We start from the raw sequence: 15,810 nt of genomic DNA on the forward strand, positions 1-15,810 counted from the left end.
GCCCACAAACCCGAAACAGGCGTGACGCGCCAGACGTTACGCAATGCGCTCAAGACCCCCCATATAGGGGCGCAGAACCTCCGGTATGGTTATGGACCCATCCTCGTTCTGGTAGTTTTCCATCACGGCAATCAGGGTACGTCCGACAGCCAGCCCGGAACCATTGAGGGTATGCACAAAGGCCGGGGCACCACCGGCCTGTGCACGATAGCGTGCATTCATGCGCCGGGCCTGAAAGTCGCGCGTGTTCGAGCACGACGAAATCTCGCGCCAGGCGTCCTGCCCCGGCAGCCAGGCTTCAAGGTCAAACGTCTTGGCGGCGCCAAACCCCGTATCCCCCGCACACAGCAGCATGCGGCGGTAGGAAATGTTCAGTTTTTCCAGCACAACTTCTGCACAGCGGGTCATGCGCTCGTGTTCGGCGTCACTCTCCTCCGGTGTAGTCACGCTGACCATTTCCACTTTTTCAAACTGGTGCTGGCGCAGCATACCGCGTACGTCCCGCCCGGAGGCCCCGGCCTCGCTACGGAAGCACTGGCTGAGTGCGGTCAGGCGCATGGGCAGGGCGGAGCCATCCACAATATCCCCCGCGACCGAAGCACTCAGCGGCACCTCGGCTGTGGGGATAAGCCAGCGGCCATCCTCCGTTCTAAAGGACTGGTCTGCAAACTTGGGCAGCTTGTCGGTACCGTACATGGCATCATCATTCACCAGAACGGGCACCTGTGTTTCCGTGTAGCCATGCTCCGTGGTGTGCAGGTCAAGCATAAACTGGCCCAGAGCGCGCTCCAGCCGTGCCAGTGCGCCCCGCAAAACCACAAAGCGCGACCCCGAAAGCTTGGCCGCCGTGGCAAAATCCATCTGGCCCAGAGCCTCACCCAGCTCAAAATGCTGTTTGGGGGCAAAGGCAAAGTCAGGTCTGGTGCCCCATGTCTGCACCACCACATTTGCGGTTTCGTCCGGGCCATCGGGCACGCCCGGGTCCAGCCGGTTAGGCAGGGTGGCCAGCAGGCTGGTGGTCTGGTTGCCCAGCGTGTCCACCTTCTCCTTCAGCACTTCCATATCCGTGCGCAGGCAGGCACCTTCGGCTTCCAGCCCGGCTGTATCTCCCCCTGTGCGTTTGAGGGTGCCTATCTCACGCGCAAGAGTTTTGCTGCGGGTCTGCTTGTCCTGCAAAAGGGTCTGGGCCTGCCGTTTTTGCTCATCCCATGCAAGAAGCTGCGCAGCGACGGGAGCCATGCCCCGGCGCGCCAGATCTGCATCAAACGCCGTGGGGTCGGCTCTTAGGGCGCGGATGTCATGCATGGATCAGGGAACCTCCTGCTCGGGGTTGGTCGTATCCGCCAGCGGCCGTTTAGGCTCGATCAGACGGGCACACAGAATGGAAATTTCGTAAAGCAACACCAGCGGCACAGCCAGACCGAACTGGGTAATGGGGTCGGGCGGCATAAAAATGGCCCCAAGCACAAACGCGCCCACAATGGCGTAGCGACGGAACTTGCGCAGCATGGTGGAGGTCACAATACCCACACGGGCAAGCAGACTGAGCACCACTGGCAGTTCGAATGCAATGCCAAACGCCATGATCATCTTCATGACCAGAGACAGATATTCCGACACCTTGGCCTGAAGTTCGATCTGCACCTGATCGCCCCCCGCACCCGGTGTCTGGAACGACACGAAAAACCGCCATGCCACCGGGAAAATAAAGTAATACGCCAGCGCCGCCCCTGCCACGAACAGCACGGGCGTTGCGATAAGGAACGGCGCAAAAGCCCGTTTTTCCGAGCGGTAGAGCCCCGGCGCAATAAACATCCACGCCTGTATGGCCACGATGGGAAAGGACAAAAACGCCGCCCCGAACAGGGCCACCCGGATATAGGTAAAAAACGCCTCGTACAGTGCGGTATAAATCAGGTGGGGCTGTTCCCCACGCTGGCGCATGATCTCGCCCAACGGGCGGGCCAGAAACAGGTAAATATCACCCGCGTAATGGTAGCACAGGGCAAAGCACACAATAAAAGCCGCCCCCGACCACAGCAGGCGGCGGCGCAGCTCCAGCAGATGCTCCAGCAGAGGCATGGGCTGGTCGTGGATCGGGTCTTCCTGATGGGGGGCGTTATCGCTCATGCCTGCGGGTCCGTTGTCGTGCTGGCGGGTCCATGTACTGCCGTAACGGCCTGCGTTCTATTCTCTGCCTCTTCCCCCGCTGGTTCCGCATCCGCTGGTGCGGGCTGCTCTGGCATGGAGGGGAATGCAACGGCCTGTCCCGTACCCTGCTGGTCCACCAGCCCGGCAATAACGCCGGGGGCCACGCTATGGCCCGCATGCATAAGCCGCACAGGGGGGAGAATGGCAGGCGGATGCAGCCGGTCCTGCTCACGCAGGATGCGGCGCACGATAATGGGGGGCAACTCGGGGGGGGCACTGTCCACCTGCCGGTCCTGCACACTCTCCTGCCATGCCGGGGTGGAGCCGTAATGCTCATGGCCCATAGGCGTGGTGGCGTAGTCCGCTGTTGCGGGTGCGGAGCTTGCCGAGCGGGGTATGGCATCCAGCGCTCTGGGGCCGGAGGGGACAAAACGCTCGGTTACCGGCGGGGCGGATACAGCCCTGTTCAGGCTGCCATCGCCATCCAGCGCCTTCATGATCCGGCCGCGCACGTTCAGGTTTTTCAGGTCCCGCACATGCTCGCTCACCTCGGACAGGTCAGCCTCACGCACCACCTCATCAAACTGGGACTGGAACTCGCTGGCCAGCGCACGGGCTTTTTTAATGCCTTTTGCAAGCCCGCGAATAGCAACCGGCAGGTCCTTGGGGCCAATAACAACCAGAGCCACCGCGCCGATCAGGGCGAATTCCGACCATGCAAAATCAAACATACCAAGCCCCGTTCACGCCCACCCCATGCACCCCACAACATAGTCCTGCAACACAGTCAGGGCGTGCATCTCTATCACGGACCATCGGGGGCGGGAACCGCAACCTGTGCAACCTGCTCATCTGCCGTGCCGGTTGCAGGCGAAGCCTCTGACTCTTCCCCCGCCTGCTCCAGAGTATCACCCGGGGGGTACGCGCCCCCATCGGGCTCCTGCCCCGCAGTCCGGAACGCCATGGCCGACTGGGGCAGCCCGCCCTCCCCCGGATTTTGAGGCACATCCACCATAAGCTCCTCACGCCGTGGCATGTCGGAGAGTGCGCGCAGGCCAAAATGGCGCAGAAAATCAGCCGTGGTGCCCCACAGGACCGGCCTGCCCGGCACCTCCTTGCGACCACGCGGGGCAATCAGCTCCGCTTCGATCAGGGTATCGAGTACATTCTGCCCAAGGCTTACGCCACGAATTTCTTCTATTTCCACACGGGTGCAGGGCTGGTGGTAGGCAATAATGGCCAGTGTTTCCATCACCGCGCGGGGCAGCCGCCTTGGCCGCTCCAGCACGCGGGTTAACAGCGGCGCCAGATCGGGGGCGGTACGGAACTGCCAGCCACCAGCCACCTCCACGGGAAACACGCCCCTGCCCTCGTAACGGCGGCACAGTTCGGCCAGAACGCCCGCCACAAAAGCCCCCAGATCTTCCTCCTCCGTGGGCATGATCTGCCTGCCTTCCAGCAGGTCTGCCAGACGGCGGGCACTCACGGGTTCGGTCGAAGCAAAAATAAGGGCTTCGGCCAGCCTTACGGCCTCATCTGGCACAGTCAGGGGGGCGAGGGGGCTGGTCATGCGTCCTGCTTCTTTTCTCTCATGTGCCTTGGCGTGACGTCCTCCGCAGGGACAGGACTTTCCTCCGGTTCGGGCTGCGGGTCGGTGGTCTCGGCCTGCTCATGCGGGCGGAGCATGATCTGGCCAAAAATTTCATCCTGCCGCAGTTCAAGCCGCCCGGTCTTGGCCAGTTCCAACCCTGCGATCAGGGTGCCAGCCATGGCGGCGCGGCGCTGGCGCTGGGCATCCTCCCCCTCCACCTGACCGGGCAGGCTGTCGGGCAGAAAAGCGTCCAGCGTGCTCCAGCCCGGCGGGGTTTCGCCCAGCAGGCGGGTCAGCCTGCTCAGCGCATCCTGCACAGTCCAGAAACGGATCGTGCGGGGGGCGTAAATCCGCCTGCGTGCGGTGCGCCTGACACAGGCAAGGTAAGCCCGCATAAGCTGGGGCATATCCAGCGCCAGACCGGAACGGTCCACCTCCACCAGATTTTCGGGCAGGCCACGGGCAAACACATCACGCCCAAGGCGGGGCCGCACATCCAGCCAGCGGGCCAGTTCGCCCATGCAGGCCAGTTCTATCAACCGTTCCTGCAACAGTTCGGCGGCTTCCTCCCCCTCCATAGCCAGTTCATCATCGGCAGGGAGCAGCAGGCGGGATTTGAGCCATGCCAGCCACGCGGCCATAACCAGCCAGTCCGCCGCCAGTTCCAGCCGGACACGGCGGGCATTTTCCACCACGGCCAGATACTGTTCGACCAGTTGCAGGATGGAAATCCGGGCGAGGTCCACCTTTTGCGCCCGTGCCAGGTCGAGCAGAAGGTCCATTGGCCCTTCAAACCCCTCCAGCCGCAAAAGCGGTACACGCGGCACGTGGTCCTGCGCCGCGTCATGCGGCGCAGGGGTTTGCGGGTCTGCCGGTTGGTGGGCAGGCGGGGGCTGCGTACCCTCCCCTGCCGGATGCACGGTTTGGGATTCCATCAGGCGTTCCACAGGTGGCGTCAGGGACGCACCACCATGCATGCCATACCACGCTCACGCACCGAGGAGCAGAAATCCTTTGCATCCGCCACGGCGCCAAAGCCCAGCACGCGCAGGCGGTAGAAGGTGGCGTTATTCTGCTCGGTGCGGACAAAGGCGGGGGTCACACCGCCGAACAGGGTCGGGTAACGGGTTTTAAGCCGTGCCCATTCCTTCTGGGCGTCTGCCTCGGTTTGCAGGGCTGCCAGCTGAACCTGATATTTACCCCCTGCCGAGCCGCGTGGAGCGGTTGCGGCTTTTCTGGCAGCAGGCTTGGCGACAGGAGCGGCCTCCTCCCCATCGGAAGCGTCATCCGTGGGGACGGGCGCTTCCTTGAGCGTGTCGGATGCTGCGGCCTCGGCTACGGGAGCTGCCGCTCCCTGCGCGGGCAAGGTGGCGGACGGTACAGGTTTAAGGGCCGCGCCATCGGCCTGCGCGGCACCCTGCGCCACGGGTCCGGGCGCAGGGGCAGCAGGGGCAGAGGCGGAGGCAGCCGGGGCTGTAGCACCCGCTGCCGGAGTGGTCCCCGCACTATCCCCCGTTATGGGGGCAGTCGCCCCGGCGGGGGAAGCAGGGGCAGGCTGACCACCATACTGGGCGGCAAGCGCTGCGGGGTTAGGCTGCTCCGGTGCTGGCACGGGATGCCCCTGCGGGTTTGCCTCCGCATCGGGCAGGGCCAGCGTATCAAGCTGCATACCGCCCGGATCAACCGGCTTGGTGCGCATGGCAACCGGGGGGGGACCCATAACGGGAATACCACTCTGGTGGTGGCCCAGCACCGCCCAGCCACCAATACCCAGCACCAGCAGCCCACCCAGCCCGGCAGCGCCGTAGGCCAGCCGCCGTGTACCGGACTCACTGCCCAAAAAGCTGGTGAACAGATCCATCAGCCTGCTGCCTGTTGCCGAGCGCGTGGCGGGTGTATCGTCATAATCCATGCTCATGCGCTCACGCGCACGGCTGATCCGTTCTTCCACCGTAGAGCTGGGGCGGTCATCCTCACTCATCAGCGCATTTCCTCCACCGGGTCCACACCCATCACCGCAAGGCCGGAGCGGATAACCGCCGCCGTGGCCGCCACAAGAGCCAGACGCGCACGTGTGGCGTCCACCGCACCGGCCTGCAGGAACCTCAGGGACGCATCATCGCGCCCACGGTTCCACAACGCATGAAAATCACCCGCCAGTTCGGCCAGATAGAACGCAATACGGTGCGGCTCCCGCGCAAAGGCCGCGGATTCCACCATACGCGGCCATTCAGCCAGACGGCGCACCAGAGCCATTTCCGCATCCGAGGTCAGGCTGTCCAGCGTGGCGGTGGCAAGAGCTGCGTTGTCCACTGCGCCATAAACCCCTTCTTCTGCGGCACTGCGCAGCACGGAGCGGCAGCGGGCATGGGCATACTGCACATAGAACACGGGGTTATCACGCTGCTGGGCCACCACAAGGTCCAGATCAAACTCCATCTGGGCATCGCTCTTGCGGGTGAGCATGGTAAAGCGCACGGCGTCACGCCCGACTTCGTCAATCAGGTCCCGCAGGGTAACGAACGTGCCTGCGCGCTTGGACATTTTGACCGGCTGGCCATCACGCAGAATATGCACAATCTGGCACAGCAGCACTTCCAGCGGTACGGTATCCCCCGTAAGGGCCTTTACGGCGGCCTTCATGCGTTTGACGTAACCGCCATGGTCTGCACCCCACACGTCAATCATGACCTGTGCGCCACGGGCGACCTTGTCCATGTGGTAGCCAATATCGTTGGCAAAGTAGGTGTTGGTACCATCCGACTTGCGCAGCGGGCGGTCCACATCATCCCCAAACCCGGTGGAGCGGAACAGAAGCTGTTCGCGTTCCTCCCAGTCTTCTGGCAGCTTGCCTTTCGGGGGTTCCAGCACGCCGTTATACAGCAGGTCGGCCTTGGCCAGCTGGTCTATGGCTGCATCGGTTACGCCACGGGCCAGCACATCGGCCTCGGACGAAAACACATCGTGGTGCACGCCAAGGGCGGCCAGATCTTCCTTGATCGCGCCCAGCATATGGGTCACGGCAAAACCGCGCACGGTTTCCAGCCATGTTGCGGCAGGGGCTGGCAGGGGCGCTCCGTCCACGTCCAGTTCGGCCAGCTTGTTGCCAAACTCCGCTGCCAGTGCCTCACCTACAGGAATAAGGTACTCGCCCTGATATTGCAGGCCACCGGGGGCAAGGGCAGAAAAATCATCCTGCGTCATTCTGGTGCCCAGCACCTGCAGGTAACGCCAGTACGCCGCCCATGCCAGCGCCTTGACCTGATTACCCGCATCGTTGATGTAGAATTCCTTGGTAACGTCAAACCCGGCCTTGGCCATAAGGTTGGCCAGTGCATCGCCCACCACGGCACCACGGCAATGGCCGACATGCATGGGGCCGGTGGGGTTGGCGGATACGTATTCCACATTCACCCGCACGCCCTTGCCTGCTATGGACTGGCCATAGGCCTCACCCACATTCAGCACCACTGGCAGCACTGCCCGCAGCACGGCGGGTTGTAAGGTAATGTTGACAAAACCCGGCCCGGCAGCAGCCACGGCGGCAATGCCTTCCACCTTTTGCAGGGCGCTGACCAGATCAGCCGCAATATCGGCCGGTTTACGGCGCGCAGCCTTGGCCAGCAGCAGGGCGGCGTTTGTTGCCATGTCCCCATGGGCGGGGTCACGCGTGGGGGTCAGTTCCACGCGGGCCAGCGTTTCCTCCGCCACGTCGGGCAACAGTTCACGCACAACGGCCAGAACATGGTGACGGTAACGCTGGAAAACACACTCGGACATAGACGACTCAACCCCGTAACTGGTGCAGTAAACGCGTTTATCAGCCTGCAACGGCCAGGTCCGTCAACCGCCTATGTTCTTCCATGGCGTATCGATCGGTCATGGAAGCCACGTAATCCGCCACGGTGCGGTGCACGGCTGCCTTATCTTTACCCCCCACACGCTGCTGCCATTCGGCCGGCAACAGGTTGGGCGACTCCGTAAGGGTGGAAAACAGCTCCCCCGTTACGTGGCGGGCCTTGTGGGTCATGCGGTTGACCCGCCAGTGCCTGTACAGCCGGGCGAACAGGAACTTGCGGATCCCCTTATTGGCCTCATCCATGGCCGGGCCAAAGGCCACAACGGGCGCGCTGGCGGCACGAATATCCTCAACACTGCGCGGGGCCAGATCAGCCAGCCGCGCACGTGTGCACACCAGCACATCGGTCACCAGAGCATGAATGACACGGCGCACCATTTCGTGCCGGATACGCTGGTGGGTGCGGGTATCGGTTTTGGGCAGGTCCGCCGCCAGTGCGCGGGCTTCGGCCAGAGCCTGCCCGACCAGTGGCACGTCCACCAGATCATCCAGCGACAGCAGGCCGGACTTTACGCCGTCATCCAGATCGTGCCCGTGGTAGGCAATGTCATCCGCCAGAGCGGCTACCTGTGCCTCGGCCGAGGCATAACCGCCCAGTTCCAGCGGGAACAGCGCATCCACCTCCGCCAGTCTGGCGGATGGCCTGCGTACGGGGCCATTGTGTTTGGCCAGCCCTTCCAGCGTCTCCCATGTCAGGTTCAGGCCATCAAACGCCAGATAACGCCGCTCCAGCAGCATGACCTGCCGCAGCGCCTGCGCATTATGGTCAAACCCGCCATACTCCTGCATGCGCGTGGCAAGTGCATCCTCCCCCGCATGGCCAAAAGGGGTGTGGCCAAGGTCATGCGCCAAAGCCACGGCCTCGGTCAGGTCCTCATCCAGCCGCAGGTAGCGGGCCATGGAGCGGGCCACCTGCGCCACTTCCAGCGAATGGGTCAGCCGGGTGCGGAAAAAATCGCCCTCGTGGTTGATGAACACCTGCGTTTTATACTGCAAACGCCTGAAGCCGGAGGAATGCACCACCCTGTCCCGGTCGCGCTGCCAGGGGGAGCGGGTCAGGGATTCGGGCTCCGCATGCAGGCGCCTGCCCCGGCCCTCGCCGGGCTGCACGGCATAGGGCATCAGCTCATCGCGTTGTGTGGCTTGCAGCATTACGCACCTCCTGGCCTGTCCGGGCGCACAATGCCCACGGACCATGCCCCCTGATCTTAGGCTATTGGAGGAAAGTTGACCATTGGAGGCATCTTGCCCCTTCAAACCTGCACACGGGCGGATTATCTATGGAGGTATGACACAGCCAGCCCCCACTTTTTCCGTCTCCGACTCCGCTGCAAACCGCATTGCCAGCGTTATCGCCAAAAAACAGGCCAGTGCCACCACCGGGCAGGAAGCCCCGGTTGCCCTGCGCGTAGCGGTGGAAGCAGGGGGGTGCAACGGGTTCCAGTATCAGTTCATCCTCACCCCGCCCGGCGGGCTGGCCGCTGATGACGTGCGCATAGAAAAAAACGGCGCACTGGTGGTGGTGGACCCGACAAGTCTGGACCTGCTGGCCGGGGCGGAGCTGACCTTTGAGGACAAGCTGATGGGGGCACATTTTGCCGTGACCAACCCCAATGCGGCGTCCTCCTGCGGGTGCGGCACGAGCTTTTCCCTCGCATGAAAATCGCGACATGGAACATCAACTCGGTGCGTCTGCGGCTGGATCTGGTGCTGAACTGGCTGGCGCGCGAACAGCCCGATGTGCTGATGTTGCAGGAAATCAAATGCGAGACGCATCTGTTCCCCTCCGAGGTCTTTGAACAGGCAGGCTACCGCAGCGCCGTTGTGGGGCAGAAGTCCTATAATGGAGTGGCCACGCTGGTCCGTGGGGATTTTACGGTCACAACCGAGCATCTGCCCGGCTTTACCGACCCTGCCGCCCGGTATGTGGAGGTCTGCACTCAGGAACTGGTGCTGGGTAACCTGTACCTGCCCAATGGCAATTCCGGCGCGGAGCAGGGTTACGCCTCCAAGCTGGAGTTTCTGGCAGCGCTCACTACGCGCGCGCAGGATTTTTTGCAGCAGGATACGGACTTTGTGCTGGCGGGGGATTACAACATCTGCCCCACTCCCGAGGACTGCGCCCCCGGTGCGCTGGCCCCGGATGACGCCCTTGTGCGCCCGCAAAGCCGGGCTGCATGGCGGCAACTGCGCTGGCTGGGCCTGACCGACGCCCTGCGCGCCCTGCACCCCCATGGCGCGGCCTATACGTTCTGGGACTATCAGGCCGGAGCATGGCCACGGGACAGCGGGTTGCGGATCGACCACATGCTGCTCTCCCCCCGTGTGGCCGAACGCCTGCAAACAGCACAGCCCGACCGGGAGGAACGCGGCAAGGAACGCCCGTCCGACCATGTACCGCTTATTGTCACGCTGGAAAATGGCGCACCCACACCCAGCTAGGCCCACAGGTCCAGCGGGCAACCCCGCCGCGGGTGCTCACCTGCCCTACACCATCCGCCCCGCCTGTCTGGCGGATGCCCCGCACCTGCCAGCACTGGAGCGGGACGCCGCACAGGCATTTGCCACCATACCGGAACTGGCATGGCTGGCCGGGGGTGACGTGCTCCCCCTTGCCGAACATACCGCCAGCATAGCCGCGCAAGCCTGCCGGGTTGCAGCCAGTGCTGCGGGGTCGCTGCTGGGGTTTGTAACAGCACACCCTTATGGGCAGGACCTGCATATTCAGGAAATGTCGGTCACGCGGGCGGCACAAGGCCAGGGACTGGGCCGCCGCCTGCTGCACGCAGTATGCACAGCCGCACAGAAGCGGGGATTGCAGCGTGTAACACTCACCACGTTTGTCAACGTGCCATGGAACGCGCCATTCTATGCCTCAGCCGGGTTTTGCCATGTACCCCACGCGGCACTGGACGCACGGCTGGCCAGCATACTGGCGCATGAGCACGCCACCGGCCTTGCCGCAACGCCCCGCTGCGCCATGCAGTATGCTGTACCTGCAACGACTGAATATGTTTCAAAATGAAACAGTTGCGCCGCTCAAAGCGGGCCTGCGCCATCACACTGCCGTGATAAGGCCGTGCCTGCCCCCCTTATGGTGGCGCCAACCCTTGCACGTTTGTTTTTTTTCATCACACTAACCACGCTCTGACGCACCGCACGTACCTGCGATGTGTGGCTGCGTTTTGTGCACACCACACCCAATGCCAAGGAGAAACATCATGGCCTGGAACGCACCGAAAGTGACGGAAATCCCGTTGGGCGCAGAAATCAACAGCTATGTCTGCGGTCAGAAAAAATAAGAGAGGACATGCCCTCTCTCAGCCGTCAGGCGGGTTGGTGCCTCACCGGCTTTCCCCCTGACGGCTTTTTTGTTTAGAAAGCGCCGTATGCTTGATATTGTCGTCCTTGGCGCAGCCGCTGGTGGCGGTTTTCCGCAATGGAACTCCAACGCCCCTGCCTGCCGCCGCGCCCGCGCGGGTGACCCCGCAGCCCCCGCCCGCACACAGGCCTCCATAGCCGTTAGCGGGAATGGCACGTCGTGGTACGTGCTGAATGCCTCCCCCGACCTGCGGACCCAGATCAACCAGACCCCCGACCTGCACCCGCACACCGGCCTGCGCTCTACCCCCATTGCCGGGGTTGTGCTGACCAGTGGGGAAATTGACGCCATTACCGGCCTGCTCACCCTGCGCGAGCGGCAGGCGTTTGATCTGTATGCAACGCAGCCGGTGCTGGACCAGCTGGATGCCAACCCCATTTTTACAGCGCTCGACCGCACACTGGTGCCCCGCCTGCCCATGGTGCTCGATCGCCCGATTGCCCTGGACCCGCCGGGCTTTTGCATCACCCCGTTTTCCGTTCCCGGCAAAGTCCCCCTTTATGCCGAAAAAGCGGAAAACCCGGCCGAAATCATGACGAATGGTGAAACCATCGGGCTGGAAATAACGGATGGTACCGCCCGTGCCCTGTTTATTCCCGGCTGCGCGATGATGACGGATGAACTACGCGCCCACATTCAGGGAACTGACGCCGTATTTTTTGACGGCACGCTCTGGACGGATGATGAAATGGTGCGCGCGGGCCTTGGCAGCAAAACCGGCCACCGCATGGGCCATATGTCCCTCGCCGACCAGCCCGATGGTACGTTCTGCGCTTTTGCGGATTTGAATGTGACCCGCAAGATCCTCATCCACATCAACAATTCCAACCCTGTTCTGCTGGCCGACAGCACCGAGCGCCAGCAGGCCGAAGCCGCGGGCTGGGAAGTGGCCTTTGATGGCATGAAGGTAAGATTATGACAGACCGTATTCTCACCCCCGATGAACTGGAAGCCGCCCTGCGCGCCATTGGGGCCGAGCGCTACCACAACCTGCACCCCTTCCACCGTGCCTTGCACGATGGCAAGCTGAACAAAGGGCAGGTGCAGGCATGGGCGCTGAACCGCTATTACTATCAGGCCAGTATTCCCGCCAAGGATGCCTCCCTGCTGGCCCGCCTGCCCACCACGGAACTGCGGCGTGAATGGCGGCGCAGGCTGGAAGACCACGACGGCACACAACCTGGCACAGGCGGTGTTGCCCGCTGGCTCAAACTGACCGATGGCCTCGGACTGGACCGTGCGTATGTGGAATCGCTCGAAGGGCTGCTGCCCGGCACGCGCTTTGCCGTGGAAGCCTATGTGCAGTTCGTGCGGGAACGCTCCATTCTGGAGGCCATTGCCTCCTCCCTGACCGAGCTGTTCTCCCCCACCATTATCAGCGAGCGGGTTGCGGGCATGCTCGGCAACTACGATTTTGTCACCGAGGAAACACTCGCCTACTTCAAGCCCCGGCTCACGCAGGCCCCGCAGGATTCCGCCTTTGCGCTGGCCTATGTGCGCGAGCACGCCCGCACGGCAGAGCAGCAGACAGCGGTGCTCAACGCGCTCAAGTTCAAATGCAACGTGCTGTGGTCCATGCTGGACGCACTGGATTACGCCTATGTGGTCCCCGGGCGTGTTCCCCCCGGTGCATTCCGCCCAGGCCCGCAGGCATGACCGAGGCCACTGGCCCAACCTTATGCGAGACGACCGTGCCACGCTTTGCGCGAGGCACCCGCCTGCACTATGACCGCGTGCGGGAGGTCTGGTTTATTCAGGCCCCCGAACGCGCTTTTCATGCCGACGCCATTGCCGCCGAAGTGCTGCAACTGGTGGATGGCGCGCGCCCGCTCCACACCATTATAGACCTACTGGCCGAAAAATTTGCAGCCCCCCGTGCCGTTATTGCGCAGGACGTGCTGGCCATGGTGGCAGAACTGGCCACAAAGCAGGTGCTGCTGCCCGCATGAACGCGCCCCCTCCCCCCATGAGCCTGCTGGCGGAGCTTACCCACCGCTGCCCCCTGCAATGCCCCTACTGTTCCAACCCGCTTATGCTCGACCCCAGAACGCAGGAACTGGGCACCACGGAATGGCAGCGTGTGCTGGACGAGGCGGCGCTGATGGGCGTGTTGCAGGTTCATTTTTCTGGCGGGGAACCCATGGCCCGCCCCGACCTACCAGAACTTGTACGCCACGCAGCACAGGCTGGCCTGTATTCCAACCTGATCACCTCTGGCGTGCTGATCCGCCCGGACACCCTGCGCGCTCTGGCCGATGCGGGGCTGGACCATATCCAGCTCTCTTTTCAGGACGTGGACCCCGCCAGCGCGGACCGCATTGCCAACATGGCAGGCGCACACGCCAAAAAGCTGGAAGCAGCACGCCTGATTACCGCAGAGGGTCTGCCGCTCACGCTCAATTTTGTCATCCATCGCCAGAATGCAGGGCGTGTCCCCGCCATGCTGGAACTGGCCGAACAGCTTGGCGCCAGACGGGTGGAAATTGCCCATACCCAGTATTATGGCTGGGGCCTGCTCAACCGCGATGCCCTCCTGCCCGACCGTGCCCAGATAGAGGCCACAACCGAAGCCGTAGCCGCAGCCCGCACCCGGCTGGCAGGGCGCATGAGCATAGATTTTGTCACCCCCGATTATTACGAGGACCGGCCCAAACCCTGCATGGGCGGATGGGGCCAGCGTTTTTTAAACATTACCCCCACAGGCAAGGTACTCCCCTGCCACGCGGCGGAAACCATTCCCGACATCACCTTCCCCAATGTGCGCGAGGCAGGCCTTGCCGCCATATGGGAGGACGCCCCCATTTTTAACCTGTTCCGCGGCACGGAATGGATGCCCGAACCCTGCCAGTCCTGCGCGTTCAGGGAGGAAGACTGGGGCGGCTGCCGTTGTCAGGCACTGGCGCTGGCTGGCAAGGCGGATGCGGCAGACCCGGTCTGCCACAAGGCCCCCGATCACAAACAGGTCACGCAGGCTATTGCCCGGCGCCCCCAAACGCCGCCTCCCTTCCGCTACAGGCGCTTCGGGAACGCCTGAGACAAAAAGGGTTTTTACAAAACTCGCCGCCACATGGCCTAAACAGCAGCACGGACGCCACAGGCTGGCTCAGGCCATGCGAACAAATTGCATCGCAGCCGCACTTATGGCTAAGAGGCACCCGTAACCCGCTCGGACCCGAGCACCCCACCATTTGCCCGGGCCGCATGGCCCCACCCCCCCGGCCAAGGCGACCAACCCCATGCACCACCCAGCCGCACAGCATAACCTTGGCAAAGGCATTGCCTGCGGTGTTGGGGCGGGCGCGTTATGGGGGCTGGTTTTTCTGGCCCCCGAACTGATCCGCAACTTCAGCGCGCTGGAAATGGCCTGTGGACGCTACGTGCTGTACGGCCTGTTTGCCGCCGTTATGGTTGCACCACGCTGGCAGGTGCTCAGCCATACCGTAGGCCTGCGCACATGGTGGACGCTGAGCTGGCTCTCCTTTGCGGGAAATACGGCTTATTATGTGCTGCTCTCAAGTGCAGTCAAAAACGGGGGCATTACCAGCACCACTCTTGTAATTGGCTTTTTGCCCGTGCTGGTGACACTGGTTGGCAGCCGCGACAAGGACGCCCTGCCCCTGCGCCAGCTTTTACCTTCCATCCTGCTATGCCTGGCCGGGGCTGCATGCATTGGCTGGCAGGCCATGCATACGCATGTACATTCTGTGGCCCGTGCGCCTTTTCTGGGGTTGCTCTGCGCTGTAGCAGCCCTTGGCTCATGGACACTTTATGCCGTGGGGAATAGCCGCGCACTTATGCGCCAGCGGCATTTTTCCGCCCATGACTGGAACCTGCTGACCGGGCTTGCCACTGGCGCCCAGAATGTAATCCTGCTCCCCCTTGCCCTTCTGCTGGACAGCTCAGCCCACGGGCTGGAGCAATGGCGCAACTTTGCGCTGGTCAGTGCAGGCGTTGCCCTGCTGGCCTCCATTGCAGGCAACGCGCTGTGGAACAGAATGAACCAGCTCCTCCCGCTGACACTGGTGGGGCAGATGATTCTGTTCGAAACCCTGTTTTCCCTCTGCTACGGCTTCATATGGGAGCAGCGGCTACCCAGCGGGATGGAAACACTGGCCTTTGGCTGTGTGGTGCTGAGCGTATTGCTGTGCGTACGCGCCCACCGCAAACCGGCGGCCCCTGCGTAAACCTCTGCTGCCTCCACTTTTTTCTGCCGGGCCAACGCGCACCCCAGTCGGCTTTTTCCCCTGCTATTTCTATTACCGGGCGCATGTATTAGGTTGCGCCGCATTGTAACCACGGGGGATGACCATGAGCGACGAACACAAATGCCCGCAATGCGGCTGTGAACATATTTATCAGGATGGCGAACTGTGGGTCTGCCCCGAATGCGCACATGAATGGAACGAATTCTCCGCCGGCGCAGCGGATGCGGAAGCAGGTGGTTCTGGCGTTATCCATGATGCCAACGGCAACGTTCTGGCTGATGGGGACACCATTACAGTCACCAAGGACCTGAAGGTCAAAGGGTCTTCTCTGGTGGTGAAAAGCGGCACCAAGGTCAAGAACATCAAACTGGTCGATGGCACGGACGGCCACAATATTGCATGCAAAATAAGTGGCATCGGAGCCATGAACCTGAAGTCGGAATTTGTAAAAAAATCCTGACCTTCTGCACAGGCCCTTCAAGCATCCTCTACCGGTTTGGGTGTGCCAGATCCATATGGGGTATCTGAAGGACTATGCTGCACAGAAGTCTGCCGCACCCAAGCACTTGCCGGGTCAATGTCCTGCTGTGTTTTGTGCTTCTGCCCAAAACAAAACAGCCTG

At 62.5% G+C, this 15,810-nt stretch carries 18 protein-coding genes; 10 read left to right on the forward strand and 8 right to left on the reverse strand.

All coding sequences use genetic code 11. The features are described 5' to 3' along the window. Positions 1 to 36: 36 nt before the first annotated feature. The 8 genes from serS to AB2L51_RS05120 form a co-directional block, all read right to left on the reverse strand. The gene (gene serS / locus AB2L51_RS05085) at positions 37 to 1,305 is read right to left on the reverse strand and encodes a serine--tRNA ligase (RefSeq protein WP_395581524.1); all 1,269 of its coding nucleotides are present in this window, start codon (positions 1,303 to 1,305) and stop codon (positions 37 to 39) included. 3 nt (positions 1,306 to 1,308) lie between these two features. Continuing rightward, complete coding sequence (gene tatC / locus AB2L51_RS05090) at positions 1,309 to 2,130, reverse strand: twin-arginine translocase subunit TatC (RefSeq protein WP_395581523.1); 822 nt, start codon at positions 2,128 to 2,130, stop codon at positions 1,309 to 1,311. After that, entirely contained in the window at positions 2,127 to 2,882 is a 756-nt protein-coding gene (gene tatB, locus AB2L51_RS05095; RefSeq protein WP_395581522.1) for a Sec-independent protein translocase protein TatB, read from the reverse strand. Before tatB ends, tatC begins: the two co-directional genes overlap by 4 nt. Before the next feature lie 74 nt (positions 2,883 to 2,956). Next, positions 2,957 to 3,721, reverse strand: a complete 765-nt coding sequence (gene scpB, locus AB2L51_RS05100; protein ID WP_395581521.1) for an SMC-Scp complex subunit ScpB — start codon at positions 3,719 to 3,721, stop codon at positions 2,957 to 2,959. After that, the gene (locus tag AB2L51_RS05105) at positions 3,718 to 4,719 is read right to left on the reverse strand and encodes a segregation and condensation protein A (RefSeq protein WP_400920983.1); all 1,002 of its coding nucleotides are present in this window, start codon (positions 4,717 to 4,719) and stop codon (positions 3,718 to 3,720) included. Before AB2L51_RS05105 ends, scpB begins: the two co-directional genes overlap by 4 nt. Further along, positions 4,698 to 5,723, reverse strand: a complete 1,026-nt coding sequence (locus tag AB2L51_RS05110; protein WP_395581519.1) for an SPOR domain-containing protein — start codon at positions 5,721 to 5,723, stop codon at positions 4,698 to 4,700. The genes AB2L51_RS05105 and AB2L51_RS05110 overlap by 22 nt, the downstream gene beginning before the upstream one ends. Next, the gene (gene argS / locus AB2L51_RS05115; protein WP_395581518.1) at positions 5,723 to 7,522 is read right to left on the reverse strand and encodes an arginine--tRNA ligase; all 1,800 of its coding nucleotides are present in this window, start codon (positions 7,520 to 7,522) and stop codon (positions 5,723 to 5,725) included. The genes AB2L51_RS05110 and argS overlap by 1 nt, the downstream gene beginning before the upstream one ends. A gap of 40 nt (positions 7,523 to 7,562) precedes the next feature. Next, a complete protein-coding gene (locus tag AB2L51_RS05120) occupies positions 7,563 to 8,753 on the reverse strand; it encodes a deoxyguanosinetriphosphate triphosphohydrolase (RefSeq protein WP_395581517.1) in 1,191 nt (396 codons plus the stop codon). 136 nt (positions 8,754 to 8,889) lie between these two features. Between AB2L51_RS05120 and AB2L51_RS05125 the strand changes: the two genes are divergently transcribed. From AB2L51_RS05125 to AB2L51_RS05170, 10 genes are all read left to right on the forward strand, one after another. Beyond that, positions 8,890 to 9,261 (forward strand): HesB/IscA family protein, encoded by a 372-nt coding sequence (locus tag AB2L51_RS05125; RefSeq protein ID WP_395581516.1) that lies wholly within the window; start codon positions 8,890 to 8,892, stop codon positions 9,259 to 9,261. Continuing rightward, positions 9,258 to 10,043 (forward strand): exodeoxyribonuclease III, encoded by a 786-nt coding sequence (locus AB2L51_RS05130; protein WP_395581515.1) that lies wholly within the window; start codon positions 9,258 to 9,260, stop codon positions 10,041 to 10,043. Before AB2L51_RS05125 ends, AB2L51_RS05130 begins: the two co-directional genes overlap by 4 nt. Next, entirely contained in the window at positions 10,021 to 10,626 is a 606-nt protein-coding gene (locus AB2L51_RS05135; RefSeq protein ID WP_395581514.1) for a GNAT family N-acetyltransferase, read from the forward strand. The genes AB2L51_RS05130 and AB2L51_RS05135 overlap by 23 nt, the downstream gene beginning before the upstream one ends. Before the next feature lie 196 nt (positions 10,627 to 10,822). After that, positions 10,823 to 10,903 carry a pyrroloquinoline quinone precursor peptide PqqA gene (pqqA, locus tag AB2L51_RS05140; protein WP_035370857.1) on the forward strand — a complete coding sequence of 27 codons (81 nt, stop codon included), beginning with the start codon at positions 10,823 to 10,825 and terminating at the stop codon, positions 10,901 to 10,903. Positions 10,904 to 10,990: 87 nt separating this feature from the next. Beyond that, positions 10,991 to 11,902, forward strand: a complete 912-nt coding sequence (gene pqqB / locus AB2L51_RS05145) for a pyrroloquinoline quinone biosynthesis protein PqqB (protein WP_395581513.1) — start codon at positions 10,991 to 10,993, stop codon at positions 11,900 to 11,902. Next, entirely contained in the window at positions 11,899 to 12,639 is a 741-nt protein-coding gene (pqqC, locus tag AB2L51_RS05150) for a pyrroloquinoline-quinone synthase PqqC (protein ID WP_395581512.1), read from the forward strand. The genes pqqB and pqqC overlap by 4 nt, the downstream gene beginning before the upstream one ends. After that, complete coding sequence (gene pqqD, locus AB2L51_RS05155; RefSeq protein ID WP_166111748.1) at positions 12,636 to 12,932, forward strand: pyrroloquinoline quinone biosynthesis peptide chaperone PqqD; 297 nt, start codon at positions 12,636 to 12,638, stop codon at positions 12,930 to 12,932. The genes pqqC and pqqD overlap by 4 nt, the downstream gene beginning before the upstream one ends. Continuing rightward, on the forward strand, positions 12,929 to 14,017 hold the full coding sequence (gene pqqE, locus AB2L51_RS05160) for a pyrroloquinoline quinone biosynthesis protein PqqE (RefSeq protein ID WP_395581511.1): 1,089 nt from the start codon (positions 12,929 to 12,931) through the stop codon (positions 14,015 to 14,017). Before pqqD ends, pqqE begins: the two co-directional genes overlap by 4 nt. Positions 14,018 to 14,171: 154 nt before the next feature. Further along, positions 14,172 to 15,167, forward strand: a complete 996-nt coding sequence (locus AB2L51_RS05165; protein WP_395581510.1) for a DMT family transporter — start codon at positions 14,172 to 14,174, stop codon at positions 15,165 to 15,167. Between the two features lie 124 nt (positions 15,168 to 15,291). Next, positions 15,292 to 15,648, forward strand: a complete 357-nt coding sequence (locus tag AB2L51_RS05170) for a zinc ribbon domain-containing protein YjdM (protein ID WP_166111757.1) — start codon at positions 15,292 to 15,294, stop codon at positions 15,646 to 15,648. The last annotated feature ends 162 nt before the right edge of the window (positions 15,649 to 15,810 follow it).

The organism is Acetobacter fabarum, from assembly GCF_040702925.2.
In the GTDB taxonomy this organism is placed as follows: Bacteria; Pseudomonadota; Alphaproteobacteria; order Acetobacterales; family Acetobacteraceae; genus Acetobacter; species Acetobacter fabarum_B.